Genomic DNA, 26,360 nt, shown 5'->3' with positions numbered 1-26,360 from the left:
TGCTTATTTTTCAATAGCTTGAAAAAACAAAGCCGGAGCTTGCGTCAAAGCTCCGGCTTTTTGTTTGGCCATTCCCCCGTAGGATGCGCAGAGCGCACCAGATCTACGGGGGAATGGCTGCCCTACTGCGCGGCCGATACCTAGCCGAGTCAATCCTCGTCCTGGCCATCCTCTTCGCGGCGGCTCATGCCGTACTTGCGCATCTTCTCGACCAGCGTGGTACGGCGAATACGCAGGCGTTCGGCAGCACGCGCCACCACGCCCCCCGCATCATCCAGCGCCTGCTGGATAAGTCCTTGCTCCAGATTGCCGAGGTAGTCCTTCAGATCCAGACCTTCCGGCGGCAGCATGGCAGGCGTATCGAGACCCGGCAGGCCAGCCATGATCGCAGCACGCTCCTCCATCTCATCGCGCAGGCTGGCGGCGAGCTGTTCATCCTCGTCATCGACATGACGGAATTTCTTCGGCAGCTCGCCCACACCGATCACGCCATAGGGATGCATGATCGCCATGCGCTCCACCAGGTTGGCCAGCTCACGCACGTTGCCCGCCCAGTCATGCCGGCACAGCGACATGATCGCCGCCGAGTTGAAACGGATGGAACCGCGCTTTTCGTGCTCCATGCGCGAAATCAGCTCGTTCATCAGCAGCGGAATGTCTTCGATGCGCTCACGCAACGGCGCCATCTCGATCGGGAAGACGTTGAGGCGATAGTACAGATCCTCACGGAAGCTGCCGTCCTCGATCATCTTCTCCAGATTCTTGTGCGTGGCAGCGATGATGCGCACATCGGCCGTCTGCGTCTTGTTGCTGCCCACACGCTCGAAGGTGCGTTCCTGCAGCACACGCAGCAGCTTGACCTGCATAGGCAGAGGCATGTCGCCGATTTCATCGAGGAACAGTGTGCCGCCGTTGGCCAGTTCGAAACGCCCTGCCCGGCTGGTGATGGCACCGGTGAAAGCGCCCTTTTCATGCCCGAACAGCTCGCTTTCCAACAACTCGGCAGGAATCGCACCGCAGTTGACCGGCACGAACGGTGCTTCGCGACGCTTGGAGTGGTAGTGCAGGTTGCGCGCCACCACTTCCTTGCCGGTTCCGGACTCACCGAGAATCAGCACGCTGGCCTCGGTATCGGCAACCTGCTGCATCATCTGCCGCACCTGCTGGATGGCGCGACTAGTACCAACCAGGCTGCGGAACAGGTTGGGCTCGCGCTGCCGCCCACGATCTCGGGCCTGGTCGTACATCTCGCGATAGACCTGGGCACGGTGCAGGGAATCGAGCAGCTTGTTGTAGCTGAGCGGGGTTTCCAGACTGGCCAGCACACGCCTGCGCAGATCTTCCGGCCATTCACTGGCGGTGGACTCACCCACCGTCAGCAGCGGCAAAAACTCATCCCAGCCAGCAATATGCTTAGTCAGCTCGAGTGCACCGCCCTTGGACTCGACATCCCCCAGCAACACACTCAGCACTTCACGACTCGAACCCAACTCGGCAACCGCGTTGCGCCAGTCCTGACTCGTGCAGGCCAGATGCTCCTCGCCGAGAAAGCTCAGAATGATCGCCAACTCGTGGCGGCGCGCAGCATTGTCATCGATCAACAGGATTTTGGTTTCACGCCACATCTTGTGTTTGTCTGACCCGAGGAGTGAAAGAAATTGCGCGCCAGATCTTCGGCGCGCACCGGCAATTGGCCACTAGTAAAGTCAAAAAATTGGATCCAGTCAATTTTATGGCGTAATTTTTTTGCCCGTTAATGACATTAGCTAAGCAGCTGTTTGCATTATCGGGTAGCGAAAACCGATAAAAAGAGAAAGTTACTAGAAGCGGAAGAAGAGAGAAACCGAGCCGAACCTGTCGGCTAAGCTCGGAAACTGCGGTGAAGTCAGCCGAACAGCTGATAGACCTTAGCGCCCTGATGGGACTGATTGAGTTGAATCAGCTCACTGGCCAGACGCTGTTGCTCTGCCTGACAGACGGTCACCAGCTCACGGTAGAGCGCCAGCAGGTTTTCCATACTGCCGCGTAGCTCTTCTTCATCACGGCTGTCGACCATGGCCGCATCGACCGCGAGGCGGCACTGCAGATCAAGCTCGCCAATGGCTGCCCAGTCCTGCTTGGCCAAAGCGTCACGCATCGCTGAGCCGGTCGCTTGCAAATGCTGGACAGATGAACTCATTCGCTTCTCCTCCGATGCTCGCTCATTGCTGAGCGATGGCATCCCAACCCTGCTTGACGTTACGCAGCAAAACCGACACTTCTTCCAGAAGCTCCGGCTCGTTGCTGACGTTGGCTTCAGTCAAACGGGCGATCATGTATTCGTACAGGCTATCGAGGTTACCGGCCAGTTCGCCACCTTGCTGGTGATCGAGACTCTCGCGCAGTCCCGCGACGATGGCAATACTCTTGCCGATCAACTCGCCTTTCAGCGCAGTCTGTCCACGCTCCATGGCACCACGCGCCTGAGCGATTCGAGACAGCCCACCCTCCATCAACATCTGAATCAGACGATGAGGGCTGGCCTCTGCAGCCTGCGCTTGGTTGTTGACGGTCTGATACTGCTTGAGGGCCGCCATTGCGTTCATAGTCGCTCTCGCTCTACCGGTGGGCTGATACTCTGAGTATCGGCGTTGTCGAGCAAAGCTTTAGCGCTTTATGTTGCGAAAACTGCCGACTCGATCAGCCTGCGGGAGCGGGCTCGACTTCAGGGCCAATGGCATCCCAGGCGCTCTTGATATCGCCCAGCAGCGCCTGAACCTCTTCCAGATTACGCGGCGTATCGTCCAAGGCCACGCCCGCCAGACGACGGGTCATATAGTCGTACAGCGCATCGAGGTTCTCGGCGATTTCACCACCCAGTTCCTTGTCCAGAGCGGCCTGCAATACGCCCAGGATGGTGATCGTACTGCCCACTGCCATACCACGAATCTCGGTGTCGCCCTCGGCCTGTGCGTGCTTGGCAAGCATTACACGCTGAAGTGCCCCTTCAAGCAGCAACTGCACGGTGCGATAGGGAGAAACCTCTTGGCTGGTCTTGACCTGCTTGTAGGCATCGATAGGGTTCTTGCCCATTGCTTAATCCTTTTTCACGAAACCGGGGAGGTTGGCCAGCATACCGCTCAAGCTATCGCTGGTACGGGAGAGCTGTGCCACCAGGGAGTCCATTGCGTTGTACTGGGCATAGAGACGTGTTTGCAGGCTTTCGACGCGCTTGTCCAAGCTCTCCCGTTGTTTGTCAATGTTCTTCAGTGTGCCTCGCAAGGCACTGTCGCGCTGTTTCAGCACACCGTCGGTAGCCACATAATCGGAAACGAAACCAGAAAGACGCCCCATCAAGCCATCACTGCCGGTGAGGTAGGCACCGACCTGCTCAAAATTGCTATCCAGCGCCTTGGTCAGCGTGGCGTCATCGAGAGCCAGCTTGCCATCTTTACCAGTAGTGATACCCAGATCAGCCAATGCACGTACGCCAGTCTCACCGCCTCCGGTCATCTTAACGATTTCATTGCGCAGCCCCGCCAGTACGCTGCGCACCGTAGAGTCGCCGACCAGCGGGCCAGCCACGGGCTTGGAGCCTTCCACTTCCACGACGGCCGTCAGTTGAGCCGAGGACGTGATCAGGGCGTTATAGGCATCGACGAACTTCTGCAGGTTGCTCTTGACGCCCGACTTGTCGACGCCAACAGTAAGATTGATGGTCTTGCCATCCGTCAGATCAGCGGCGCTCTGTACGGCGACCAAGTCGAGCGTAACGCCCTCGAGCGCATCTTCGATCTTGTTACTACTACGCACCAGCTGCAAACCATCGATGGTCAGTTTCGCAGACTTGGCTTGGCTGATTACCCCACCCGCGCCACTGTCCGAGCTTGGCTTGAGGAAAGCGCCAGCATTGTCAGGATCAGCTTCTGGCGTGAACGCTTGAGTCGTCAGGGCGTTGCTGCCGGTCGTTTCACCATCTTCGGTAACCGCTACCTTGATGTCATTGCCTTCGCCAGTCTTGGTCGAACTCAATACTAGGCGGGAACCAGAATCATCGGTAATGATGGTTGCGCTTATACCGCTGCTTTTCCCGGCTTCGTTTATCGCGTCACGCATACCGGCAAGCGTGTTGTTGGCCGCCGTGACATCGACACTGATGCTGGTGTTGCCGGCGGAAATTTCCAGCGTACCGCTGTTGAAAGTAGCCGGGGCATCACCTACACGCGAAACGGACTGCAGGGCTACCTTGCTGCTGGCTGCCAGTTGCTGGACCTGAATGCTGTAGGTGCCGGCAGGGGCTGTGGTGGCCGCGGTAGCCTTGAGCACGCTGCTGTTGGAAGTACTTGCAGTGCGAGACTCGAAAAGCGCAGGCTTGTTGAGCGCATCGAGAGCGGTCTTGAACGAGTTCATCGCCCCGGTGAGCGTACCGATCGCCGAAATACGGGTGGTAGTCTGCTTTTCCAGGCGATCGAGCTGATTGGTCTTGGGCGCTCGCTCAGCATTGACCAACGCTGTAACGATATCGTCGATCTTGATGCCCGAACCGATTCCCGTGATACCCGCCATGATCTCGTACCTCGTCAAAAATTCGACTGCGCCCTGTAGATAGTGGGTTTACAGTCAAAACTCGTGCCAAGACAGTAGAACTATGCCTCGGCCTTGAACAGCAGGCTGCGCACCTCCGACAGATTCTCTGCCAGCTTGAGCGCCTCCTCCGATGGAATCTGTCGGATCACGTCGCCCGACCCGGCATCCGTCACCTTGACCACAACGCGCCCAGAGCCGTCATCCACCGCAAAGTTGATACTGCGACGCACAGACTGGACGAATTCCTGGATGGTGGCTACTGCATCCTCGACCTGTTCCCGACTCACATCCTGAGTCGGAGCAACTGGGCGAGCAGTGGATTGCTCATCGGCCGACTGGGCCGAGGCGATCTCCGCCAGGCTCTGCTTCTGCCGCGAATCCACAGCTGTGGAGACACCGCCATCACGAACCAGTGGGGGGTTAACTGGGGACTTTATCGAACCGACGTCCATAAATTACTCCTCAGAATGAGGTAACGGGGAGAAGAGCCAGGCCCTTCCCCCCGTAGTCTAGCGCCTTCGAGCTTAGCCCAGCAGACTGAGAACAGCCTGCGGCAGCTGGTTGGCCTGGGCCAGGATCGCGGTACCGGCCTGCTGCAGGATCTGATTCTTGGTCAGTTCCGAAGTTTCGGCAGCGAAGTCAGTGTCACGGATCCGGCTACGAGCAGCAGAGGAGTTCTCAGCGATGTTCTGCAGGTTCGAGATGGTGTTCTCGAAGCGGTTCTGCACGGCACCGAGCTGAGCACGCTGGCTGTCGATGTTGGAGATCGCACCGTTGATGATACCCAGGGCACTCTGCGCCCCAGTCGCCGTACTGATGTCGATGGTATTCACCGCATCCAGCTCACTGAAGCCATCGGCACCCAGACCGCCAGTCATGCCAGTAACCTGGAAGGCATCGGCTGCTTCGAGTTGCACCTGACCGTCGGCGCGAGCACCGCCACCGGCAACGATGGTAGCCACAGCACCGACATCGTCTGCGCCATCGAAGCTCTTGGTCTGCAGAGTCGCACCACCCGAACCAGCGTAGTTGGTGATCTGGATCGCATCACCGCGCGAGCTGACCAGCTCGATGGTGTCGCCTTTGGAAACAGCCGAGATGCCGGTTTTGCCAGTTTCACGGTTGATGGCGTCAGCCAGCGAGGACAGGTTGGAGAGATCGGTCACTACAGCGGACACGGTGGCAGCGTCGGCCTCCAGAGACTTGCTGGTCAGACCAGACAGGTTGAAGGAGACGGTACCCGAAGCAGTGATGCCGCCGAGCGTTGCCACGGTACGGGCGTTGGCGGTCACGCCAGTTTCATCACTCTTGGCGTTGATGGCACGAGCCACATCGCTGGCAGAACCGCTAGCTGCACCGGAGATGGCGACATCACCGTCGGACAGTTTGGAGTTGATGTTGAACGAAGCACTGCTGTAAGCGCTGCCCGAGGTGGCACTGAAAGCGGCACCGGAAGCGATGGCCTGAGCGCCCCCACCGGAGGTGGTCACACGGTTGATACCGATACGATCAGTGGCAGCGGAGCCAATGGAAACGCTGATGGTTTCGTAGGCGTTGGCACCCACCTGGAAGCTTTGCGAACCAAAGCTGCCGTCGAGGATCTTGCGACCGCCGAAGCTGGTGGTATCGGCAATACGATTCAGCTCTTGTTGCAACTGAGCGACTTCACCCTGAAGGGCGGAACGCTCGACGGCGCCGTTGGAACCGTTGGCCGACTGCAGGGCCAGGTCACGCATACGCTGCAGAATGCCGGTGGACTGCTGCAGGGCACCTTCAGCGGTTTGCGCCAGGGAGATACCGTCGTTGGCGTTACGGGTCGCTACGCCCAGGCCAGTGATCTGGCTGGTCAGGCGGTTGGCGATCTGCAGGCCGGCAGCGTCGTCTTTGGCGCTGTTGATACGGTAGCCAGTGGACAGGCGCTGGAGGGAAGTATCCAGGCCTTTGGACGAGGTGTTCAGGTTACGCTGAGTGTTGAGGGACGCAACGTTAGTGTTGACTGTAAGGGCCATGGTATTGCCTCCAGATGACCTTAGAACCGTTTGTCTGAGCTTGCGAGCTCGGGCCTGCATGCTCAGACGCCCAGAGAGTTCGCATTCGATCTCTTTATCGGCGCTTGCCTAAGGAGCTTTAGAGACAATTTTCAGCTTTTTTTTATTCTTTACAGTCAACCACTTAACCAGTCACTCACGCTTTATGGACGCCTTTGACTGAAATCCGTCGAGCGCTATTACAGCACTCGACGGTTTTTGCGGCACATTCAGTCAGGCATCCAGGCCTTGCGCCAGCGTTCCAGGTTCTCACCGTCCAGCATCCAGTCGCGATAAACCGCTTCGCGCAGGCGATCACCCGCCTGAGCAGTGGCATCCAGATCGCTGATATGCATGCGGATGGCGTCGACCCAATCGCGGAAGCGATTTTTCACCCGCGTCACAGGAAGATCTCCGCGATAGCACACCAGATCACTGCAGATCACCGGAAAGCCGCAGGCGCCATACTCCAGCAGGCGCAAGTTGCTCTTGCACTCGTTGAACAGATTGGCCTCCACCGGCGCCAGCGCCAGATCAAGATCCAGATTCGCGAGCGCAACCGGGTAAGACTCGATATCGACACCTGGGTGAAATTCATTAATGAAGGGCCGGATAGCATCCGGGCACATGCCCATGAATACCCACTCGACCTCTCCCGTCAACTCGCGGACGACATCGACGATCAGATCCAGGTCGCCGGTATGGCTGACCCCACCGGCCCAGCCGACCCGAGGCTTACGCCCTCGCCGGCGCTGACTTTGCAGCCCCTTCCACCATTTCAGAGGCAGGCGGTTCTCGATTACCCGGATATCACCATGCAAACCGGCGAACGCCTCTGCCAATGGCTGAGTGGAGACTACAAAGCGGTCGACGAACTCCAGACCGCGACGCAGAGACTTGAGGATATCGCGGGGCATCTGATCCCGATGCACGCTTTTCAGCGGCAGATTGGGTAGATAGTCGTCCAGCTCGTAGACCTTGAACGCGCGCGAGAAACGCTTGAGACGGCGCATGGCCTCCAGGCGATCATCGCCAATCTGGCGCTGCAACACGACCACGTCTGGGTCGTAGCGCTCCAGGTCGGTTACCTGCAACAACCCCATGGACAGGGTGCCGTCGGCCAGCCCCTGAGACTTAAGCGCAGAGAGCGGTTGGATGACGCGGTAATGACCACAGCCCCAGGGATCGGCCGGATGGGCCAATACCACCGGTAAAGGGCGCCAACTCAAGGGACGCCAGGTCAGGGACGCATCGCTTTCCAGATCGAAGCCCCGCCCGCTCAATGCCAGATTACGGTTGTAAGCACGGTCATTTGCAAGCTGCGGCAGGTAGCGCTCGTAGAGCTGGTCTTCTGCTGCAGTGCTGGCCCGTACCCGCTCCGCCTCATGCAGGATGATCGCGTTTGCCGCCCAGACTGTCAGATACCCGGCATCGCGCACGCGCAAGCAGAGATCCACATCGCGGAAGGCATTCAGCCCGGCATCCATCCCACCAATCTGACGGAACACTTCGGCACGCACCATCAGGCATTGCTCACCGACGGCGCTGTAGTTCTGATCCACCTGCAGACGTTGCATATAGCCCGCCGCATCCATCGCCTCACCGGCGAAGGCGGCAGTCGCCGGACCATTGACACCCAACAGCAGCCCAGCCTGGGCGATACGTCCGTTCGGCGTCAGCAGCTTGCCGCCGACCACACCGACCTCCGGCCTCTGAGCGTGGTTGAGCAACTCATCCAGCCAGTCAGCATTGACGATGGCCGCTTCGCCAGAAAGCAGCAGCAAGTATTCGCCACGTGCCTGCTCGGCAGCGCGGTTCTGCGCCAGCCCAGTTTCTGCGGGAAACACGCGAACCTTGTCGTCACCGAGTAACGCCACCTCGCGCAACCAAGCGCTGACGTCAGCCCGCGTGCCGCTATCGGCCAGCAACAGCTCGTAATGACCGTAGGCCGTCTTTTCCAGCAGGCTGTCAGTACAGCGCTGCAAAGCGGCCAACGGCACATCCGTGGCGAGAATGATCGACACCAGGGGAACAGCGCCATGGCCGTAGTGCACCCGATAACGCCCCGGCAAGCCGGGCAGCACCTGAGCCTGATAGCCTCGATTACCCAGGTGACGCTCGATTACCCGGCGCTCGTCAGGATTATCACGCAGTGCAGGCGCTTCGGTGATCAACAGCGGTTCATCGATATGCCCCAGGCCAGCCAGGCCTTCCTGTTCGATGAAGCGGGTCAGCAGTTCGAACTCAAAAGCATCGGGGAACGCCGAGTCGAAGCCACCGACAGCGAGGAACAGATCGCGGCGATACAACCAATGACGCGCCATCACCATCGGGAAGCTGAGCAGCAGATCCAGGTTGAAGCCCGGCAGGAAGGCCCCGCCCAAGCTGCCGTCCGGCAGGCGTTGCAGTTGATCGCCATACACCGCGCGGCATTCGGGGTTACCAGCCAGTTCGAGCCCGGCGACCATCAGACCGCTCTGGGTAAACTCATCGCCGGCACGCGCCAACATGAACCACTGGCAATCGCTCGCCTCGACCGCGCGGTTGATCTGCGCAACCATGGGCTCATCAGTCATTTGCAGGAAATGCAGCTTGTCCGCCGCCGAGGTGGCGGGCACGTCGGCCGGGGTGATCACCAGGATACGCAGCGTCGCATAGAGGCAGCGCTCGCCGAGCAGGCTCTTGAGCGTGACCATCAGCGCCTCGGACTGCCCCTCGGTATCGACTACCACCACGCCAATCAGCGGCCCGCCCTGGCGCCCCTGCAGATAGTCGGAGATCAGGCGGTTTTCAGCTGCGGTCGGCAAGCGTTTGGCCAGCCACTGCGCAAGCCCATCCCTGGGTCGTTCCCCCAGGCTTTCGAGCATCTGCTGACGACCACGCTGCTGCCCCTCGCTGGCGGAACCGCCGTAGCGCTCGTAGAGCTCGCGATACAGCGCCGGGAAGTTCTTGCGCTCACGACCGAGCATGTGGTCGCCGCCGGCGCCCGGGGCACGGGTGTGGACTTCGCTGGTCACCGTCGGTACGTGCACGAACGGGTAGCGCGTGGCCATACGCAGGAGCATGTCCCAGTCTTCGAACGCCGCCAGCCCGGTGTCGAACTCACCGACAGTGGCCAGCATCTGGCGCGGATGTGCCCAGGTGTTGACCGGGATGTAATTCTGCACGAACAGGCGATCGCGGTCGAACACCTCGTGCCTGAACGGCTGGTCACGACCAAGCTCGATACGCTGGCCATCCTCCAGCTTTTCATTGACGTACTCGACGCCGGTATAAATGACGCTATCTGGATGCTGCTCGAAGGCCTCGGCCAACACAGCCAGGTGGTTGGGCAGGTAGATGTCGTCATCGTCGAGGTAGACGATGTAGCGCCCACGCGCCAGCTTGAGACCGGCGTTACGCGCGGCTGACAAGCCCTGGTTGCGGCCCTGGCGGATATAGGTGATGGGGAACGCGTAATCGGCCAGCAGATGTTCAACCGGCTCGCCGTTATCGTTGATCAGAATGACTTCGAAATCGCGCAAGATCTGGTTGCCGACGCTGGCCAGAGCATCCTTCAACAGATCGGCACGGTTGTAGGTGGTGAGGATGATGGAGAACAGGCACGTCGCAACCTCATCATGGCTGTTCTGCTCCAGCAGCGCACGGCGGACGGCATCGATGCGCACCTGCAGCGGCGCCCGAACCTCGGCCGGGTAGGCCTCGAAACGCTGGCGGTAGAGCTGCCAGATCGGTTGCGCAGCGCCTCGCATGCGCACACGGGTCAGCGCGTCATCCAGACACATCTCGAGAATCTCGGTGTGCTCGCGCAGCGGACGGTCACTGCCATAGAAACTCTTGGAGATCTGTCCGCCGTGCACCCGATAGCCGACGCTGGGTTGGCGCAGGAATACGAAATCGGGCGCCACACGGGCCAGGCGAATCCACAGTTCCCAATCGCCAGCGAGCATGTCGTGGCGGTGGATGCCGCCTTCCGGCAGTGCGACGAGATGCAGTGCACTACGGCGCAACATGGCGGCGGAAGGCGTGATGTAGTTGTCGAAACACAGCAGGTCGATTACTTCGTCGCGCCCACCGCAATACGATGCACGCCGGTGCCCTGGGTGATCCGCGTACTGCTGGCGTACCCCCTGCTCGTCGATCCAGTAGCACTGGGTATAGCCCAGCGCAGCCTGCGGACTGGCATCCATGGCCTCGACCAACGAGGCCAGGTGGCCCGGGTAGAGCACGTCATCGGAACCCAGTACCACCACGTAACGACCGCGCCCGGCCGCCACGCACTTGTTGTAGTTGCCGGTCATGCCCAGGTTCTGGGGGTTGACCTCGAAATGCAGGCGCGGCTCGCCGGCATAGCGTTTCAGAACCTCCAGGCTGTCGTCTTTCGAGCAGTCGTCGTAGACCACCACCTCGAGCCGTACACCCTCCTGAGCCAGGATCGAATCGAGGGTCTGAGCCAGGAATGCGGCATTGTTGTAGGACATCACCGCAACGGTGACATCTACGCCCTCCTCCTGTGGCTCGACAGAAAGCGGCTCGGGCAGCGTTCTGCGGCGCCGCCCGGCGAGCTCGCTCTGCAAAGTCGCGACGCCCAGCGGCTGCTCAGGCAGCGCCTGGCTGGCGCGCTGTGCATCCTGGGCCAGCCATTGGCGCAGGGCCTCGATGGGAATTTCCACGTTCCAGTGGTAGACAACGCTGTGGGTGCCCGGCAAGCCCTTGACCGGGTGATAGACCAAACGCACGCCCACCGCAGCAGCCAGGGCATGGAAGAACCAGTACCACATCTGCGGATTATCCTGGATCAGCATCACCAGGGTGCCGCCACGGGGCATCCACAGAAGATTGGCGGCAGCCGCGCCAGAACCGAGGATCGCCAGTTCGCAACCGGCGAGCGCACGCACCTGCGAGGCAAAGTCGCGCACCTCCGGCTGAAAAGCCTGAAAGCCATCGCGACTGAGCTCGCGGATCAGCTCCTGCTGGTTGACGATGGTACGGCCATTGCCGCCCGGCGGCCGAATCAGATAGGCCTTGTCCTGGCCCTCGACCGCAGCGCAGCGGGCCTTGACCTGGCTCGCCATCCAGGCAATGGCCGGCGGATAGAGATGGTATTCGTCACCGCGATAGACGTAGCCGGCACGCGGCTCCCAGATATCGGCGGTGTCGGAGAAATGGTGCAGCACAGCCACCTGGCAAGCACTTCCCGGCGGCACGCAAAGCGTACGCTCACGCGGCCAGAACAAGGCCAGGGCATCCATGATAGAAGCCGGCAAGCCAGCCTCGACCAGCACCACGGTATCGTGTGGCAGGTCGGCCTGCTCGATCCAGTAGAAGCGCCCGAGCTTCTCGCTCAACCAGTGCGCATAGTTGCCGTTTTCCCAGCCGAAGAAGCTGATGGCATTGGCCACCTGCAACGACTCGCCCTTGCCGGCGAAAAACGCGCACGCGCCGCTGTCATCGACACGCAACCCATGCTTTTCATACCAGGCGTTATTCACTCGCCCAAGGTTGTCGTACACACCGTCGCAGACATACTCACCATTGGCGATATCGCCAATGCCGGCCATACCGGCGACCAGGCGCACATCGTGAAAGCGTCCGCGGTACTGAGCCAGCATGCGCTGCCGGGCCTGCCGTAGGCTTTCCGGCAGAGAGAACCCCACCATCTCCAGCGGTGCCGGCGACCAGCTCTCGGCGGCGGCCAGCTCGGTCAGATCGACACAGCCCTTGGCGCTTCGGGCGGAAACGACCCTGGCGCTGACCACTGCGTCTGGCAGATGACTTCCCTGGGACATGCAGAAAACTCCGATTGAAAAAAGTGAAAACAGCCAGCCGGGTTATGGCGGCCACGGGCCATGGCAGCAGCTTACTTGCCGCTGGCAGCCAGGGAGAACTGGTCGTAGTCGCGGTAGTAATCGTCTTCGCTGTAGTGCTCGGACGCCAGCACCATGCACACCGAGCCGCTGGAGAAGTTGTCGATCTCGCGCCAGATCATCGGCGGAATATAAAGACCGTAATAGGAACGGTTGAGGTGGTACTTGAACTTGGTTCGCCCATCATCCAGCAGGATGTCGAAACTGCCCGACATGGCGATCAACAGCTGGTGCAGCCCCTTGTGAGCATGGCCGCCGCGGTGAGAGCCGCCGGGAACGTCATAGAGGTAGTAGACACGCTGGATATCGAAGGGAATGTGTCGCCCTCCCTCGATGAAAGTGAGGTTGCCACGCCGATCCTCGACGATTGGCAGATCGATGATCTTGCAGTGCTGAAGAGACATAGAACGCTCCAAATACGCTGGTGTAACCCATTCGCGCCTGCCTCTCGATCACCTTCCAGGTGACCGAGCCCCGTGCAGTCGCTGCGTCAAGAAAACATGATCGACAGGGTCGTTGTGGCTCCGAAGCAAAACTCGAACCACCTTCCCATCAGACGCGGAAAGCGTTGCACGCTTCAATGGTCTGCTCGACCCATTCATTTGCCATTCCCGGGTATAGCGGCAAGCTGAGCACCTCGCCAGCCAGGCGTTGCGAGAGCGGCAGGTGCCGATCGGCAAACTCGGCGTAAGCGGCCTGGCGGTGGATGGGAATCGGGTAGTGGATCAGGCTCGGTACGCCATGACGCTCGAGATGCGTCTGCAAGGCCTCTCGTGCTTCGCAGCGCATGACGAACTGGTGCCAGACATGACTCTCGGACACGTGCGGAACTTGGGGCAGTTGCAGATGCTGGTTGTCGATGCCGGCCAGATACCGCGCCGCCAGGTCGCGTCGGGCCTGGGCATCATCGGCCAGGCGCGCCAGCTTCACCCGCAAAAGCGCAGCCTGTAACTCGTCCAGGCGCGAATTGATACCCTGCAACTCGTGCACATACTTGCGGCTGGAGCCGTAGTTACGCAGCTTGCGCACCTGCTCGGCCAGGGCATCGTCGTTGGTGGTCAGAGCACCGGCATCGCCAAGTGCGCCAAGGTTCTTCACCGGGAAAAAACTGAAGCCTGCCGCATCGCCGAGGGCACCCGCAGCGTGCCCGCGGGCGTCCACTGCGCCATGCGCCTGAGCCGCATCCTCGATCAGCAACAGCCCGTGCTGATCGGCGAGTGCGCGCAGACGCTGCATGTCAGCCAGACGCCCGTACAGGTGCACGGCGATGATTGCCCGTGTGCGCGGGCTGATAGCGGCCTCGACGGCGGCCGGATCGATGTTGAACGTGTCCAGCGCTGGCTCGACCAAGACCGGCGTCAGCCCGGCCTCACTGACGGCCAGCGCGGTGGCGACAAAGCTGTTGTCGGGCAGGATCACCTCGTCACCCTCGGCCAGGCGCCCCAACTGCCGATAACCACGCAAAATCAGGGTCAGTGCATCGAGGCCGTTGCCCACACCGATGGCATGCGCTACTCCACAGGCAGCCGCGTACTCCGCCTCGAACGCGGCGACTTCGGTACCCAGCACATACCAGCCAGAACGCAGCACCCGCTGAAACGCCTCGGTCAGTGCCGCTTCATCGCGCCGGTTGATCCCGGCCAGATCGAGAAAAGGAAACATGTCACTCATCCAGGTAACGCACGATACGTGCAGGGTTGCCAACGACCAGCGCGCGGGCAGGAACGTCGCGGGTCACCACCGCGCCAGCGCCGACCATGGCACCGGCGCCGATGGTCAGGCCTGGCAGGATGACCGCCCCGGCACCAATGGAGGCGCCGCGTTCGATCACGGTCTGCGGGAAGCTGTCGGGATATTGCTTGGAACGCGGCAATCGGTCATTGGTGAAGGTGGCGTTGGGACCGATGAAAACATCGTCGGCGACACGCAGGCCGTCCCACAGGTACACGCCGCATTTCACCGTAACCCGATCACCGAGCACCACGTCGTTCTCGATGAAGCAGTGGGCGTTGATATTGCAGTCGCGGCCGATGCGCGCCTGCGCGAGGATCACCACGAACTGCCAGACCGTGGTGCCCTCACCAATCAACTGGCTTTTGACGTCCGCGGACGGATGGATCGATGCCATGTATGGACTGCCTTTGAGAGAAGTTTCGAGCGTAGCAAGCCTAGCCTGAAGCGTCACGGAAGAAGCGCCTCAACCGCCGGTTAATTTCCAGTAACATGGCGCATCGGTAATCGCCAGGACGGGACGGCATGGCTAGCGAACTCGAACGCTTCGGTTTTCTGATTCACAACCCTGAGATGTTCAATCACTACCATGCGGTCTGGCAGCATCTGCCGGCAGGCAGTGTGGAGATCGCCGTTACCGGCAAGACGCAGCAGGACATCGACGCCGTGGTCGCCGGCTGCCAGCGGTATCAGTTGCCGTGGCGCGACGCACGGGAAATGCTCGCGCGCAAAGAGCGCTACACCACCCTGGTGTCGAACTTCCCCCAGCATTACCTGCGTGGCCCCGACTCACCCTACCTGCCCAAGTCCATCGGCCGCTACAACCTGCGGTTCATGTATGCCAACGGTAAGGCTGGCTGGAACTTCCAGTCCTGGAACCAGGTGTACGACAGCATCCTCTGCTTCGGTCCTTATCAGGCTGAGCATCTGGAATTCTGCCAAGACACGCTGAAGATCCAGATGGGCTACCCTCGCTTCGATCGTTTCTTCAATCAGCCTGTGGATCGCACGGTGCGCCTGACCGAGCTGAAGCTCGACCCCAGCCGGCAGACCGTGGTGTGGCTGCCGACCTGGAGCACGCTCAGCTCGATCGACCTGTTCGCTGCCGCAGTCGCACGTTTGCAGGCGCGCTACAACGTCATCGTCAAACCCCACCCGATCACCATCACCGACGAGCCGGCGCGCATGCGCGAGCTGGAGCGCTTCACCTGCGTGATCCGCGAACATATCGACAACGTCGAGCTGTTCCAGCTCGCCGACTTCCTGCTGTGCGACTACGGTGGCTCCGCCTTCGGCGGCATCTACACCGATCGCAACGTGCTGCTCCTCGACCTGCCCAACGCCGAAGCCGACCCGCTGATGGGCGAGGACTCCTCGGACATCTGGCTGCGCAAATACCTGCCTCATCTTGGCAACCAGCACAGCGGTCGCCTCGAAGAGTTGCTGGAGGATGCCGGTCTGTGGGAGGCCCAGCGACCGATCCGCAAGACCCTCAGCCAGTACTACTTCGCACCGTTCTATGGTTATGCCGGTCAGGTAGCCGCTGTGGCGATCGCCAACAGTGCCCGCTCCCTGGCAGGGAGAGGCTGATGGTCATCTGGTTGATCGGCCTGTCCGGCTCGGGCAAGACCACGCTCGGTCGCGAAATCACCCGCCAATGGAAGCAGCAGGCAGCCAATACTCTGCTGGTGGACGGCGACGAGGTTCGGCGCATCTTCCGCCAGGACACCCAGGCCGCGGACTACAGCCTGGCAGGGCGGCGTCTCAACGCCGAGCGCATCTTCGAGCTGTGCGCCTGGCTCGATGCGCAGGAGATCAACGTGGTGTGCAGCATCCTGTCGATCTTCCCCGATCTGCGTGCGCTCAACCGCACACGCTTTCGCCACTACTACGAGGTCTACCTCAACCCGCCGATGCAGACGCTGGTCGAACGAGACACCAAGGGGCTCTACCGCCAGGCGCTGGCCGGCGAGATGAGCGACATGGTGGGCGTGGATATTCCCTTCCCGCCCCCCAGCGCAGCGGATCTGGAAATCGACACCAGCCAACCAGCCGACATCGCCGAACTGGCCCGTGACATCCTGCAACGAGCACAGGGATCGATGGCATGAGCGACATCGACTACCCCTACAGCCAGGGTGATCGGCTCGAGGAACGCAACACCTACTTCTACAGCCAGTACCACGGCGCAGCCTTTTTCCCGGCCTGGCGTGCGAGCCGTCAGGCGGCGCTGATGCAACTGCCACCAGCGCAGGCCGTGCCGTTACCAGTGGCCGCCGAACGAAACGCACACCATGTGGATACGGCTGCGCTGCTGGCCGACCTGCTGCACGCGGCCGCGGATGCACCGAGCAAGCGGCGCCTGGCCGAACGTCTGCTGCAACGCTTCGAGGTCAGCAAGCGCCTGCACCGCCGCTATGACGCGAATTACAAAGCGGTCGCCGACAGCGGCTACGATGACCTGGAACTCTACCTGCAATTCGCCGCGCTGTGCCTGCACCTGTCCGAGCAGCCTGGCGCCCTGCCCTTTCTCAATGGTTTGCTCAAGGTCATCGACAGCCTGATCTCGATTCTCCCGCGCCTGAGCCCGGCCCAGGGCGCTCAGCTCGCCTGGCTGATCGCGGCCGAACAGGACTGGGTCGCTCGCATTGCATCGCAGGCCAACGTGGAGCTCGCCCCATGACCCACCTCGACGACGTTCTGCTGATCGCTGCGCACAGTGCGCGCAGCCAGGCTTACGTGCAGACCCTGGCTGCCCATGGCCTGATGCCCTCCCACGCCTTGCTGCTCGGCGAGGCGCCGCAATCCCCCACGACGCCGAGCGAGCCTGCCCGAGAGCTGATGGGAGTTCTGCTGCCGGATCTGGGCATACCCCTCAGCCGCACCCTGGCCGACTGCGATGTACCCATCACCTGCCTGGCAACACGCGACATCAACTATCAGCAGGTCATCGATGCCGTGCGTGAGCGGGCACCGCGCCTGGTGATCTTCTCAGGGTATGGCGGGCAGATCGTCAAACCGCCCCTGATCGAACTGGGCATCCCGCTGCTGCACGTGCACAGCGGCTGGCTGCCCGACTACCGTGGCAGCACGACCGTCTACTACAGCCTGCTGGAAGAAGGTGTCTGCGCCGCCAGCGCCATTCTGCTCGATACCCAAATCGACACCGGCCCGGTACTGGCTCGCAAACGCTACCCGGCACCGCCGCTGGGCACCGACATCGACCGCCGCTACGACACGGCGATCCGCGCCGACCTGCTGCTGGAGGTGCTGCGCCGCTATCAGGCCAGCGGCGAACTGGACGTGGTGTTGCAGCAGGAAGCCGAACAGGGCAACACCTACTACGTCATTCACCCGGTGCTCAAGCACCTGGCGCTGCTCAGCCTGCCCGGCGCGGCAGACTGAACGCGTAGTCGTTCAGGCGTGTAGCGCCTCTGGGGTGAACAGTCGGTGATAGAGCGCCAGGTCATCGGCAGCGTCCACCTCCCCCCAGGGGCCTTGTACCGGTGACACAGCGATTGGCAGGCCGGCCTGCAGCATCAAGCGCAGCAGGCTGGTCATGTCCAAACGGTCTATCGCCTCGTCGCCTCGCTGCAGCAACAACTCGCGCACCTGTGCCCAGCCGGACGGGGTGAACTTGAGCAGGCCCATGTACTGTCCCTCGATCTCAGCGACACTCTGACAACGCTCGCCAATGGTTGCCAGATTACCGCTGGCATCCAGACGGAAACTCTCGGCATCGGCCAGCGGGTCGGCGAAACGTTGTGACCACAGCGCATGCCAGTGCGGGTCATAGGCAATCGCCAGGTCGGCCTCGACCCGGCTCAGGGTCGCCACGGTGGCGGCACTGTAGAAGATGTCGCTATAGCTGACGATGCAGGCCTCCGCTGACAGCCAGGCATCTGCGGCCAGCAGGGTGCGCACCATGTTGCTCTGTTGCCAACGGGGGTTTTCGAAGTAGGTCAGCGGCTCGTCAAAGCACTCGCCGCGATACCCCCGCACCAGGGCCAGGCGCTCGATACCGGCTCCACGCAGCGCCTGCAGTTGCCAGTCCAGCAGACGACGACCGTGCAGGCGAGCGAAGCACTTGGGCTGTTCGGCGGTCAGCTCGCCCATGCGGCTGCCGCGCCCGGCAGCGAGGATGATGGCACGTGTCATGGAAAGCTCATTCCTTGTTCAGACAGCGATTCAGGAGCAGGCCGTCCAGCTCGGCGAAGGGCGCTTCCCGCTCGGGGTGCCACATCACGCCCAGCAGCGGCAGCTGCGGATGAAAGAAGGCCTCGATCACGCCATCTTCACTGCGTGCCAGGACTTCAAGGGGCGCCGCCAGCGAACGACACCCCCATTGGTGGTAGCTGTTGACCTCGGTCTCACGTCCGTCGATCAGCAGACGGTGACGCGTACCGACATGCCCGCCCACCCGTTCCAGGCGATTGCCGAAGGCATCGAGCAGCAGTTGCGCACCACGGCACAGGGCAAACAGCGGCACCTGCTCGGCCATGGCCCGCGCCAGCAGCGCGCGTTCGACAGCATCACGTTCCGGGGCATCGCCGCCGTACTCGGCCAGGTCATTGCCGCCGCTGAGCACCACGGCGGCGGGCTTCAGTTGCGTCCACAGGGCGTCCAGGCGCTTGGCCCGATTGGGCACCGGCACCGGCAACAACCCGTGGCTCGCCAGCCAGTCCGCCAGGCGCTGATCCAGTGCATCGCGGCGCTCGCCGCGGTCAGCCAGCACATCGACGCGCTGACTGACCAGCACCACCCTCACCGCAACACCTCGACGCGTCGGTTAGCGCAGTCGATGTTGAGCATCTGCGCGGCAGCCCACTTGCGATAAAGCACCTCTCCTGCACCGATCACGGCAGGCAGGCCAAGTTCGTTGGCGCGGATGGCCATGTGCGAGTTGGTACCGCCATAGGCGGTGATGAAGCCAGCGATGCGGTGAGAGAAGATCCAGTCGAACCCAGGGTCGGCGCTGGGAATCATGACGATGGCCCCGTGCAACTGGTCGCGCTGGTGGTAGTCCATCACCGCGCCAGTCACCTGGCGCTGGGTGATGAAATTCGGCTCGGCCTGCGGTAGGTGAAAACAGAAGGCGTCTTCGGCGCGGGTGATCAGCGGCGGCAAGACGATCTGGCAGGTTTCGCCGTAGCGCCGGCGCCCTTCCTCGATGCTGGCAGCGATCAGTTCCCGGGGATCGGCGCTGGCAGCATGCAGCTCCTTGATCAACTGGATGTTGGCGTAGGACATGTCCTCGGCGCTGAAGCCCAGGTCATGGCCCAATTCACGAAACAGCGACAGCGCATCGGACAGATTGCGCGTGAACACAAACTTGGCGTACTCGCGCAATTCGATGCCGGCCTGGAGGAAATCGAACAATCCCACCACGTCATGGGACAACCCGTGCTCGCTGAGCAGGCGGCTGATCTCGCGCATCTGCGCCAGCGACAGGGCGAAACGGGCACTGTCGTGGCGCGCCTCGACCGCCAGATTGTGCCAGTCGAAATACAGATCGGGCGCCTCGTCGTAGCGCGGCGAAAGGATGTCGTAAGTGCCTGGCCGCAGGTGGCCGTAGCGCGCCAGGAAGGTGGTGCGATCCAGCTGCGCCAGATCCTGAGTCATCTGCCCGCTGACCGTGGATAGACCGTTGAGAAACGCGTCGTACTCGCTCTGGTCGAGCACGCCCACGGTGACCAGCGAACGCAGCAATTGCACGGCGATGAAGCCGGCCCGCGCCAGCCCGGCGAACGGCAGCGTACCGTAACGACGGCAGTCTTCCAGCAGCCAGTAGATGCGCGTCACCGGATCGGTATCGGCACCGAGGATCTCGTCGCGTCTGGCCAACAGCACGTCGAGCTTCTGTCGGTCAGTGCGCCACAGGCCGGTTTCGTTGTGGACGATACGGTTGGTCAGCTCGCGCAGGCTGTCGGCCAGGCGCCGGCACTCGGCCTCGGTGAACCCCGCATCCTGCAGGGCCTGCAGGCGTTGCGGCAGATCAAGCGTGTAGCAGGAGAAGACGATCTCGAACTCGACCTTGTCATGCAGATTGGGCGCGGCCAACAGGCGCTCGATGTAGTAATTGACCAGTTTGTCAGCCAGGGCACCGTCGATGTCGCGCGGGATGAAGGAGTTGAAGCTGACACGCACATCGATGTAGGGCAGTCCGTGAAAATGCAGCATCAGCGGGAAGCTGCGCAGGTTGCGGTAGCCGTAGTTGTTGCGCTGGTAGGCCCAGATCATGTCGGTCACCAGCTCACGGTACAGCGACAGCGCCAGCGGCCGTGGTCGCACACCGATGATCTCGGCTGGATTCCAGTCCGGCATCACCCCGAACACGGTGCGCTCGCCATGCAGGAAGGGTTGCGGGCGAATGCCCTGAGCAATGCGATCGTGAATCAGGCGAACCAGCTTGCCATGCGCCTGGACATCGGCCGGTTCGGCGCCGAGCACCAGCGGTCGTACCTGCAGCAGGTACAGCCGTGCCTGCGCGTCCACGGCGAATTCGATATCGATGGCCTGGCGCCCGAACAACGCCTGCAACTCGCGCAGAAGCGCCACCACTGGGGCCAGCGTGGCCGGCAATTCACCGGCCGCATGATGGGCATAGAAAGTACGCAGCTCGTTGGAGCGCCCGGAGGTCACGGCATCGGTGCGTCCGCTACTCTCGTCGTAGTTGATCACGAAGTACGGCGCCAGCGTGGCCGGGTCGATGCCAAACCCAACCCCGGCCATGCGCACGTCGCCGACCATGGGCTGGACGAAGACCTGATCGTGCGCACTGGCGCCCTGCCCGCCCATCGACTCGAGCACCTGCTCGATGGCGGCCGACAAGCCGTAGGTGTCGACGTTGAGGCAGGAGTCGAACGCCCCGGCGGCCGACGACTGCTCACCATCCTCACGGCTACTGCTGCTGCGCACGGCCATGCTGGCCCAGCCCTTGGCGCGTACCTCGGCCAGACAGGCTTCAGCGCTCTCGCGCCACTGCGCGACGCTGAAGATCACCTGCGGCAATACGCAGGCACTGTGCAGGCGACCGTCGAGCAGCGCGAGCGAACCCGCCTTGGTGGAAAAAGCCAGAATCTGTTCGGTCATGCCGCTGCCATATCCCTGATGAGTAGAACGTACCCTGCCGCCAATGCGAGCGGCCAGGCGACTGCGGCTCAACGCAGCTGGTTGAACAGGTTCAGCCCGGCGATCTTCACGTAGCTCTGCTGCGCCGCTTCGAGAATGATGGTCTGGAACGACAGGCGCGACAATGCCTCGGCGTAATCCAGCTCGCGCAACTCGGCCTGCACCGACTTGTTCACCAGGGTCACGTCCTCGTTGTCGACGCTAGTGGTGTCGATCATGTTGAGGCGCGCGCCGATCTCGGTCTGCACTTCCAGCACGTTGCCCATGCCGTTGTCGAGGTTCTTCAGGGCGATGGCAACCTCATCGCGGATGGCCAGGTTGCCGGCCGGCGAGGTCGGTGAGGACTCCAGCGCCTGACGCAGACGGGAGATGGTGTTGAGGATGCTGCGCTGCTCCTGAAACTGCGGCTGCACGCCGAACTCGTCTCCGCCTGCCGCGGCTGCCGGGCCGGACATCGTGAACTCCGCACCATAGACCGTGAAGGTGGCAGGATACGGAGCCGTAACGGTTCCGGTGGTCAGCACCGGACTGCTGGGGCCGACCGGCTGGGCATACACCTCGTAGTTGGTGTCATCGGTGAAACGCAGCACCACGCCAGAGGTGGGGAACTGGCTGTCGAAAACGGCCTGGTTGACGATGTTGCCCCCAGCCACCACGGCGGCCGAACCGTTGGTAGAGGCACGGGTCACCGCGAACTCGGTCGGCGCGGACTGCAGCGTGAAACTATGGGTGCCGATACCGGGCGAACCGGCGGTGGCAGGCGGCTGGATGTCGGCCAGCAGGTTGTCCAGATCCAGCACGTTGTCGCCCTCTTTCAAGACGACATCGAGTTGAAAACGCATACCACGGAAGTTGATGACGTTGCCGCCATTGACCAGCGGATCGATCTTGCCGCCACCCGGAATCTCCGAGGTGACATCCGCACCGCTGGCATCGTAGATACGGAACTCGGTGCCACTGACGAAGGCCAGCGAATAGGGCTCGCCGTTGCGGAAATCAGCGTTGAACGCGCGGTTGTCCTCGACCAGACCAGGCGAGATGAATACCCGCTGCTCGTCGGTGGGCACGGCGGGAATGGTGGTTGCCGGCAAGGGCGGCGACGGCAGTGCCGGGTTATTGACTCCATTGCCGTTAGCCACACGATTGGCGTTGGTGACATCCTCGAACAGGCGCTTGCCGTTGTCGTTGATCGCCACATTGGTCGAACTGGCCACCTGCAGCGTCCGCTGCCCTTCGTCACCGAAGTACGAGTAGGTGCCATCCGGGTTACGCACGAACGGCTCGTTCTTGCCCAGGAAACCGGAGAACAGGTACTCGCCACGGGCGTTGCGGCTGTTCATCAGGTTGAGCAGCTCGGCCTCGCGCTCGGAAAGCTCCTTGGCGATCGAGTTGCGGTCTTCCGCCGACAGAGAACCACCACCGGCGCGTACTGCCAGCTCGCGCACACGCTGCAGCACGGTATTGACCGAATTAAGCGTGGTCTCTTCCTGCGTCAGACTGTTCTTCGCAGCAGTCAGGTTGTCGCTGTACTGCTTGAGCACCGCCTGTTGTTGCTCGAGCTGCAGCAGGCGCACCGAAGCCACCGGATCATCCGCCGGGGTCAGGATACGGTTGCCGCTGCTGATTTGCTCCTGGGTGCGAATCAGATTCGAATAATTGCGCCCCAGACCGGAAACGCCGTTATTGAATGCCTGAATGGATGAGATGCGCATAACCATGGGGCTTGCCTCTTGCAACGCCTGTCATCTGTACAGGCCGCGCTTTCCCGAACTGGGGAAAGCGACTATCAGAATGTATTGATCAGAGTATCGAACAGGTTACGCGCAACTTGAATGATCTGCGCAGATGCCTGGTAGTACTGCTCGAACTGGATCAGTTTCGCCGCTTCTTCATCGAGGTTGACCCCGGAAACCGAGTCACGGTTATCGGTGGCCTGCTTGAGAATCGCACCGGTCGCCTCGCCATCTACACGCGCCTGACTGGTGAGCGTACCGACGCGTTCCACCAGATCGCCGTATGAGTCGGAAAAGCTCGAACCCGTGGTGTCGGGCGCCGCTGGGTTGATCCCGATCACGGCTTTGTTCTGCAGGTTGACCAGATTCAGCGCGTTGCGGTTATCCGAGACGCCATTGGTATTGAACGATACCGAGAAGTTGTCGCCGGCCGACGGTCGACCGCTGATGGTCACCTGGTAGTCGAACGCAGCGGGAACCGCAGGTGGGTTGGCTGGCACGCTGATGGTCAGCGCGTTGTCCTGCCCCGGGACGATGCTACCGGTGTCGATCACGTTGCCGTTGATGTCGACCACGTCATAGCTCTGCGTCGCACCGCCGCCGGCGCCCATCACGATGCGCAGCGGCGGCGCATTGCGCAGGCTGGTCTCCAGATCCGCCTGTGCGGCCGGATCGTAGATGTTGATTTCGGTCAGCAGCTTCGGCTGGGTGATCTTGCCGGTGCCGATGTTGGCCGGGCTGGTTTCAGCCTTGAGCGGCGCAGCGAAGGCCAGCTCCTCGGGGTTCTTCATGTCCGCACGAACATCACGACCGGCGTTACGGGTCGGCATCACCAGGAAGCGATCACCGGCCGCGAAGGTGCCACCGGCCACGCCGAGGGAGAAGCCGTCCACTTCGGGCGCAGGCACCGTGGTGATGTCGAAGGTCGCCGGGGTCGGCGGAAACAGCGTGCCATCGGACGTCCGCCGAATCACGTATTCAGTGGCGCTGGTGAACTGCACCTCGTAATCGCTGGTGGTCAAGCGCGAGGTGTCGGTGAGCGTGACGTTGAGGTTGGCGTTCGGATCGCTGTTGCCGACCCGCGCCAGGCTGCGCTGACTGAGCAGAGCAGGGTCATTGATCGAACGGAACAGCTCGTTGCCGAACTGACCATTGAGGTCCAGGCCCTGCCCCAGTTGCCGATTGATCTGGTCGGCGACCGACAGTGCCAGGCGCCCCACGGCATTGAGCGACGTATCCAGCACGTCCTCACGGTAGCGCAGCAGGCCGCCCATCTCTCCGCCGGTGATCAGCGAGGTGACGTTCTGCCGTGAGTTGCCGCTGACGAACTGCACCTCGTGGCGCAACGGATCGGCCTGCCCCGGCACCACTTCAAGCCGGGCGGCCTGCTTGCCGACGACCAGGGGCTGACCGGAGCCGATGAACAGGTTGTAGCTGCTGTCGTCCTGCGGCACCACGGTCACACCGACGAACTCGGAAAGCTTGCGCACTGCCTCTTCGCGGGCATCGAGCAGATCGTTCGGCGCCTGCCCATTGGAAGCGGCCACGGCGATCGCATCGTTGTAACCGGCGATCGCGGTGGCCAGCTGATTGACCTGATCGGTAACCGCCGACAGCTGCTTGTTGATGAATGCGTTCTGTTCGTTCAGGCGGTCGTAGACGGTATTGAAACGCTTGGCCAACCCCTCCGCTTCCGACAGCGCCAACTGCCGCGCAGGTACGTTGGCCGGGTCTTCGGCCGCGGTCTGCAGGGCCGAGAACAGCTTCTGCAATCCTGGCGTGATGCCGGTGTTACTCCCGGCAAGCAGGGAGTCGAGCTGGTTGATCTGGCTCAGATACGCCTTGGTGTCGCTGTTCAGCGCGGTGCTGCTACGTACCTGGGTATTGAGAAACTCGTTGTAGATACGCCGAACGTCGGTCAGGGTCGTCCCCGAACCGATATAGCCTGCGCCACTGAACTGCGGCGTACGCGTGGCCTGGATCGTCTCCTGGCGAGAGAAACCGGGCGTGTTGACGTTGACGATGTTGTGACCGGTGACCGCCAGGGAGGTCTTGTTCGCCGACAGGCCCGAGAGGCCTATGTTCAATAGATCAGCCATGGTTCAGCCTCAACTCCTTGTCGTGCCGCTGTCAGCAGCAGCCACGGCCTGATAGGTCTGCATCTTGCGAGCGATCTGCGAGATCTTGCGCGCGTAGTTCGGGTCGGTGGCGTAACCGGCCTGCTGCAGCTCTTTGACGAAACGCTCCGGGTTCTCGGTGGCGTTCAGCGCTTTTTCGTAACGACCATTGCCCTGCAAGAAGCTCACGTAATCATCGAAGCTATGGGCATAGGACTCGTAAGTACGGAAACTGGCGGCTTCCTTGACGGCCTTGCCACCCTTGTATTCGGTGGTGAGGACTCGTGCCGAGTCGCCTTCCCAACCACCATGAGCCTTGATGCCGAACAGGTTGTGGCTGCTGTCGCCATCGCTGGTGCGGATGATCGACTTGCCCCAGCCCGTTTCCAGAGCGGCCTGTGCCACCAGATAGCGCGGGTCGACACCGATCTTCTCAGCCGCTGCTTCAGCCATCGGCAGCATGGTGGCGACGAACTCCTGCGGCGAACTGAACGCCGCCTTGCCCGGCGCCAGCGGAGGCTGAGCGATACGCCGCCCGGTCAGGGCATCACTGTTGCCCAGGCTCAGGCTCTTGCCCTGCGGAGCAGGTGTTGCCTGCGCTGGAATCCAGTCGCTGCCGCTCAGGGTCTTGCCATCGCCCTCTGCGGCCGAAGGCACGATGCCAGCCAACAGACGATCCGCCAGCTTGCCCGGCACAGCCAGGCGGCGACGGTTGAGCAAGGCAACATCGTCACGGAAACCTTCACTGCTGGCGGCTTTGTCAGCATTCGCTTCACTCTGCGCCGCAGCGGGCTGCTCGATCTGCGCGAACGGATTGGGCCGGCTGGACGCCTGCTTGATCTTCGACATCTGCCGCACCAGCACGTCAGCCAGACCAATACCACGGCCCTCCTTGGAGAGGGTCACGGCCAACTGCTGGTCATGCATGTCCTGGTAGGTCTTGCTCTCGTTGCTGTTCATGAAGTTGCCTTCGCCAAACGCGGCGTTGGCCGAGCGCATGGCCTTGAGCATTTCATTCATGAACAGCGATTCGAATTCCTGAGCGACCTTGCGGATGTTCTGCTCGGTGTCGCCGCCCACCTTGAACTGGTTAAGACGGTTCAGGTCGGTGAAAGCGCCGCTATCGACGGGGCTTTTACTGTTGCCGAGCAGACCGGCTGAGAGTCGAGAATCCATATCAGCAATCCT

General features: G+C 61.7%; 21 protein-coding genes. 4 read left to right on the top strand and 17 right to left on the bottom strand.

The window, feature by feature from the left end; all coding sequences use genetic code 11:
• Positions 1-149 precede the first annotated feature (149 nt).
• The 11 genes from HS968_RS09935 to HS968_RS09885 form a co-directional block, all read right to left on the bottom strand.
• The gene (locus HS968_RS09935; RefSeq protein ID WP_106739859.1) at positions 150-1,625 is read right to left on the bottom strand and encodes a sigma-54 dependent transcriptional regulator; all 1,476 of its coding nucleotides are present in this window, start codon (positions 1,623-1,625) and stop codon (positions 150-152) included.
• A 260-nt stretch (positions 1,626-1,885) separates the two neighbouring features.
• On the bottom strand, positions 1,886-2,179 hold the full coding sequence (gene fliT, locus HS968_RS09930; RefSeq protein ID WP_182371126.1) for a flagellar protein FliT: 294 nt from the start codon (positions 2,177-2,179) through the stop codon (positions 1,886-1,888).
• A gap of 22 nt (positions 2,180-2,201) precedes the next feature.
• The gene (fliS, locus tag HS968_RS09925) at positions 2,202-2,585 is read right to left on the bottom strand and encodes a flagellar export chaperone FliS (RefSeq protein WP_182371125.1); all 384 of its coding nucleotides are present in this window, start codon (positions 2,583-2,585) and stop codon (positions 2,202-2,204) included.
• A 94-nt stretch (positions 2,586-2,679) separates the two neighbouring features.
• Positions 2,680-3,072: a flagellar export chaperone FliS gene (gene fliS / locus HS968_RS09920; RefSeq protein WP_119691793.1), complete on the bottom strand. Its 393-nt coding sequence runs from the start codon at positions 3,070-3,072 to the stop codon at positions 2,680-2,682.
• Between the two features lie 3 nt (positions 3,073-3,075).
• On the bottom strand, positions 3,076-4,545 hold the full coding sequence (fliD, locus tag HS968_RS09915) for a flagellar filament capping protein FliD (RefSeq protein ID WP_182371124.1): 1,470 nt from the start codon (positions 4,543-4,545) through the stop codon (positions 3,076-3,078).
• Between the two features lie 80 nt (positions 4,546-4,625).
• Positions 4,626-5,018 carry a flagellar protein FlaG gene (locus HS968_RS09910; RefSeq protein WP_182371123.1) on the bottom strand — a complete coding sequence of 131 codons (393 nt, stop codon included), beginning with the start codon at positions 5,016-5,018 and terminating at the stop codon, positions 4,626-4,628.
• A gap of 72 nt (positions 5,019-5,090) precedes the next feature.
• The gene (locus tag HS968_RS09905; protein ID WP_182371122.1) at positions 5,091-6,575 is read right to left on the bottom strand and encodes a flagellin; all 1,485 of its coding nucleotides are present in this window, start codon (positions 6,573-6,575) and stop codon (positions 5,091-5,093) included.
• 248 nt (positions 6,576-6,823) lie between these two features.
• Positions 6,824-12,382 carry a glycosyltransferase gene (locus HS968_RS09900; RefSeq protein WP_182371121.1) on the bottom strand — a complete coding sequence of 1,853 codons (5,559 nt, stop codon included), beginning with the start codon at positions 12,380-12,382 and terminating at the stop codon, positions 6,824-6,826.
• Positions 12,383-12,453: 71 nt separating this feature from the next.
• The gene (locus HS968_RS09895) at positions 12,454-12,864 is read right to left on the bottom strand and encodes a sugar 3,4-ketoisomerase (protein ID WP_119691798.1); all 411 of its coding nucleotides are present in this window, start codon (positions 12,862-12,864) and stop codon (positions 12,454-12,456) included.
• 148 nt (positions 12,865-13,012) lie between these two features.
• A complete protein-coding gene (locus HS968_RS09890) occupies positions 13,013-14,122 on the bottom strand; it encodes a DegT/DnrJ/EryC1/StrS family aminotransferase (protein WP_202884205.1) in 1,110 nt (369 codons plus the stop codon).
• 1 nt (position 14,123) lies between these two features.
• Positions 14,124-14,588, bottom strand: a complete 465-nt coding sequence (locus HS968_RS09885; RefSeq protein WP_182371119.1) for an acyltransferase — start codon at positions 14,586-14,588, stop codon at positions 14,124-14,126.
• Positions 14,589-14,716: 128 nt separating this feature from the next.
• On the opposite strand from HS968_RS09885, the gene HS968_RS09880 reads away from it, so the two are divergent.
• Genes HS968_RS09880 through HS968_RS09865 form a run of 4 tightly spaced genes read left to right on the top strand, consistent with a single transcriptional unit; the run spans position 14,717 to position 17,596 of the window.
• On the top strand, positions 14,717-15,781 hold the full coding sequence (locus HS968_RS09880) for a CDP-glycerol glycerophosphotransferase family protein (RefSeq protein ID WP_115297426.1): 1,065 nt from the start codon (positions 14,717-14,719) through the stop codon (positions 15,779-15,781).
• Positions 15,781-16,302, top strand: a complete 522-nt coding sequence (locus HS968_RS09875; RefSeq protein WP_013714963.1) for an adenylyl-sulfate kinase — start codon at positions 15,781-15,783, stop codon at positions 16,300-16,302. The genes HS968_RS09880 and HS968_RS09875 overlap by 1 nt, the downstream gene beginning before the upstream one ends.
• A complete protein-coding gene (locus tag HS968_RS09870; RefSeq protein ID WP_119691801.1) occupies positions 16,299-16,874 on the top strand; it encodes a hypothetical protein in 576 nt (191 codons plus the stop codon). Before HS968_RS09875 ends, HS968_RS09870 begins: the two co-directional genes overlap by 4 nt.
• Entirely contained in the window at positions 16,871-17,596 is a 726-nt protein-coding gene (locus tag HS968_RS09865) for a formyltransferase family protein (RefSeq protein WP_119691802.1), read from the top strand. The genes HS968_RS09870 and HS968_RS09865 overlap by 4 nt, the downstream gene beginning before the upstream one ends.
• A gap of 12 nt (positions 17,597-17,608) precedes the next feature.
• Here HS968_RS09865 and HS968_RS09860 read toward each other — a convergent pair whose 3' ends face one another.
• The 6 genes from HS968_RS09860 to flgJ all read right to left on the bottom strand — a co-directional run bounded on the left by HS968_RS09860 (position 17,609) and on the right by flgJ (position 26,348).
• Positions 17,609-18,349 (bottom strand): phosphocholine cytidylyltransferase family protein, encoded by a 741-nt coding sequence (locus HS968_RS09860; RefSeq protein WP_119691803.1) that lies wholly within the window; start codon positions 18,347-18,349, stop codon positions 17,609-17,611.
• 7 nt (positions 18,350-18,356) lie between these two features.
• Positions 18,357-18,959, bottom strand: a complete 603-nt coding sequence (locus HS968_RS09855) for a gamma-glutamyl-gamma-aminobutyrate hydrolase family protein (protein WP_238338930.1) — start codon at positions 18,957-18,959, stop codon at positions 18,357-18,359.
• Positions 18,956-21,283 (bottom strand): PEP-utilizing enzyme, encoded by a 2,328-nt coding sequence (locus tag HS968_RS09850; protein ID WP_182371118.1) that lies wholly within the window; start codon positions 21,281-21,283, stop codon positions 18,956-18,958. Before HS968_RS09850 ends, HS968_RS09855 begins: the two co-directional genes overlap by 4 nt.
• Before the next feature lie 68 nt (positions 21,284-21,351).
• The gene (locus tag HS968_RS09845) at positions 21,352-23,040 is read right to left on the bottom strand and encodes a flagellar hook-associated protein 3 (RefSeq protein WP_238338929.1); all 1,689 of its coding nucleotides are present in this window, start codon (positions 23,038-23,040) and stop codon (positions 21,352-21,354) included.
• 68 nt (positions 23,041-23,108) lie between these two features.
• Positions 23,109-25,154 (bottom strand): flagellar hook-associated protein FlgK, encoded by a 2,046-nt coding sequence (flgK, locus tag HS968_RS09840; protein WP_106739810.1) that lies wholly within the window; start codon positions 25,152-25,154, stop codon positions 23,109-23,111.
• Positions 25,155-25,163: 9 nt separating this feature from the next.
• Positions 25,164-26,348 (bottom strand): flagellar assembly peptidoglycan hydrolase FlgJ, encoded by a 1,185-nt coding sequence (gene flgJ, locus HS968_RS09835; protein WP_182371117.1) that lies wholly within the window; start codon positions 26,346-26,348, stop codon positions 25,164-25,166.
• Positions 26,349-26,360: the final 12 nt, after the last annotated feature.

The organism is Pseudomonas berkeleyensis (genome assembly GCF_014109765.1).
Taxonomy (GTDB): domain Bacteria; phylum Pseudomonadota; class Gammaproteobacteria; order Pseudomonadales; family Pseudomonadaceae; genus Aquipseudomonas; species Aquipseudomonas berkeleyensis.
The sequence above is the reverse complement of the archived record's forward strand: the minus strand, read 5'-3'. Positions and strand labels throughout refer to the sequence as shown.

What these genes read in the sequence shown, in the direction of transcription:
- HS968_RS09845 (WP_238338929.1), bottom strand. Translation starts at nt 23,040, where the DNA reads ATGGTTATGCGCATCTCATCCATTCAGGCATTCAATAACGGCGTTTCC.
- HS968_RS09865 (WP_119691802.1), top strand. Translation starts at nt 16,871, where the DNA reads ATGACCCACCTCGACGACGTTCTGCTGATCGCTGCGCACAGTGCGCGC.
- HS968_RS09895 (WP_119691798.1), bottom strand. Translation starts at nt 12,864, where the DNA reads ATGTCTCTTCAGCACTGCAAGATCATCGATCTGCCAATCGTCGAGGAT.
- HS968_RS09885 (WP_182371119.1), bottom strand. Translation starts at nt 14,588, where the DNA reads ATGGCATCGATCCATCCGTCCGCGGACGTCAAAAGCCAGTTGATTGGT.
- HS968_RS09935 (WP_106739859.1), bottom strand. Translation starts at nt 1,625, where the DNA reads ATGTGGCGTGAAACCAAAATCCTGTTGATCGATGACAATGCTGCGCGC.
- HS968_RS09875 (WP_013714963.1), top strand. Translation starts at nt 15,781, where the DNA reads ATGGTCATCTGGTTGATCGGCCTGTCCGGCTCGGGCAAGACCACGCTC.
- HS968_RS09910 (WP_182371123.1), bottom strand. Translation starts at nt 5,018, where the DNA reads ATGGACGTCGGTTCGATAAAGTCCCCAGTTAACCCCCCACTGGTTCGT.
- HS968_RS09880 (WP_115297426.1), top strand. Translation starts at nt 14,717, where the DNA reads ATGGCTAGCGAACTCGAACGCTTCGGTTTTCTGATTCACAACCCTGAG.
- HS968_RS09900 (WP_182371121.1), bottom strand. Translation starts at nt 12,382, where the DNA reads ATGTCCCAGGGAAGTCATCTGCCAGACGCAGTGGTCAGCGCCAGGGTC.
- flgK (WP_106739810.1), bottom strand. Translation starts at nt 25,154, where the DNA reads ATGGCTGATCTATTGAACATAGGCCTCTCGGGCCTGTCGGCGAACAAG.
- HS968_RS09905 (WP_182371122.1), bottom strand. Translation starts at nt 6,575, where the DNA reads ATGGCCCTTACAGTCAACACTAACGTTGCGTCCCTCAACACTCAGCGT.
- fliS (WP_119691793.1), bottom strand. Translation starts at nt 3,072, where the DNA reads ATGGGCAAGAACCCTATCGATGCCTACAAGCAGGTCAAGACCAGCCAA.
- HS968_RS09860 (WP_119691803.1), bottom strand. Translation starts at nt 18,349, where the DNA reads ATGACACGTGCCATCATCCTCGCTGCCGGGCGCGGCAGCCGCATGGGC.
- fliT (WP_182371126.1), bottom strand. Translation starts at nt 2,179, where the DNA reads ATGAGTTCATCTGTCCAGCATTTGCAAGCGACCGGCTCAGCGATGCGT.
- HS968_RS09870 (WP_119691801.1), top strand. Translation starts at nt 16,299, where the DNA reads ATGAGCGACATCGACTACCCCTACAGCCAGGGTGATCGGCTCGAGGAA.
- flgJ (WP_182371117.1), bottom strand. Translation starts at nt 26,348, where the DNA reads ATGGATTCTCGACTCTCAGCCGGTCTGCTCGGCAACAGTAAAAGCCCC.
- fliD (WP_182371124.1), bottom strand. Translation starts at nt 4,545, where the DNA reads ATGGCGGGTATCACGGGAATCGGTTCGGGCATCAAGATCGACGATATC.
- HS968_RS09850 (WP_182371118.1), bottom strand. Translation starts at nt 21,283, where the DNA reads ATGACCGAACAGATTCTGGCTTTTTCCACCAAGGCGGGTTCGCTCGCG.
- fliS (WP_182371125.1), bottom strand. Translation starts at nt 2,585, where the DNA reads ATGAACGCAATGGCGGCCCTCAAGCAGTATCAGACCGTCAACAACCAA.
- HS968_RS09890 (WP_202884205.1), bottom strand. Translation starts at nt 14,122, where the DNA reads ATGTTTCCTTTTCTCGATCTGGCCGGGATCAACCGGCGCGATGAAGCG.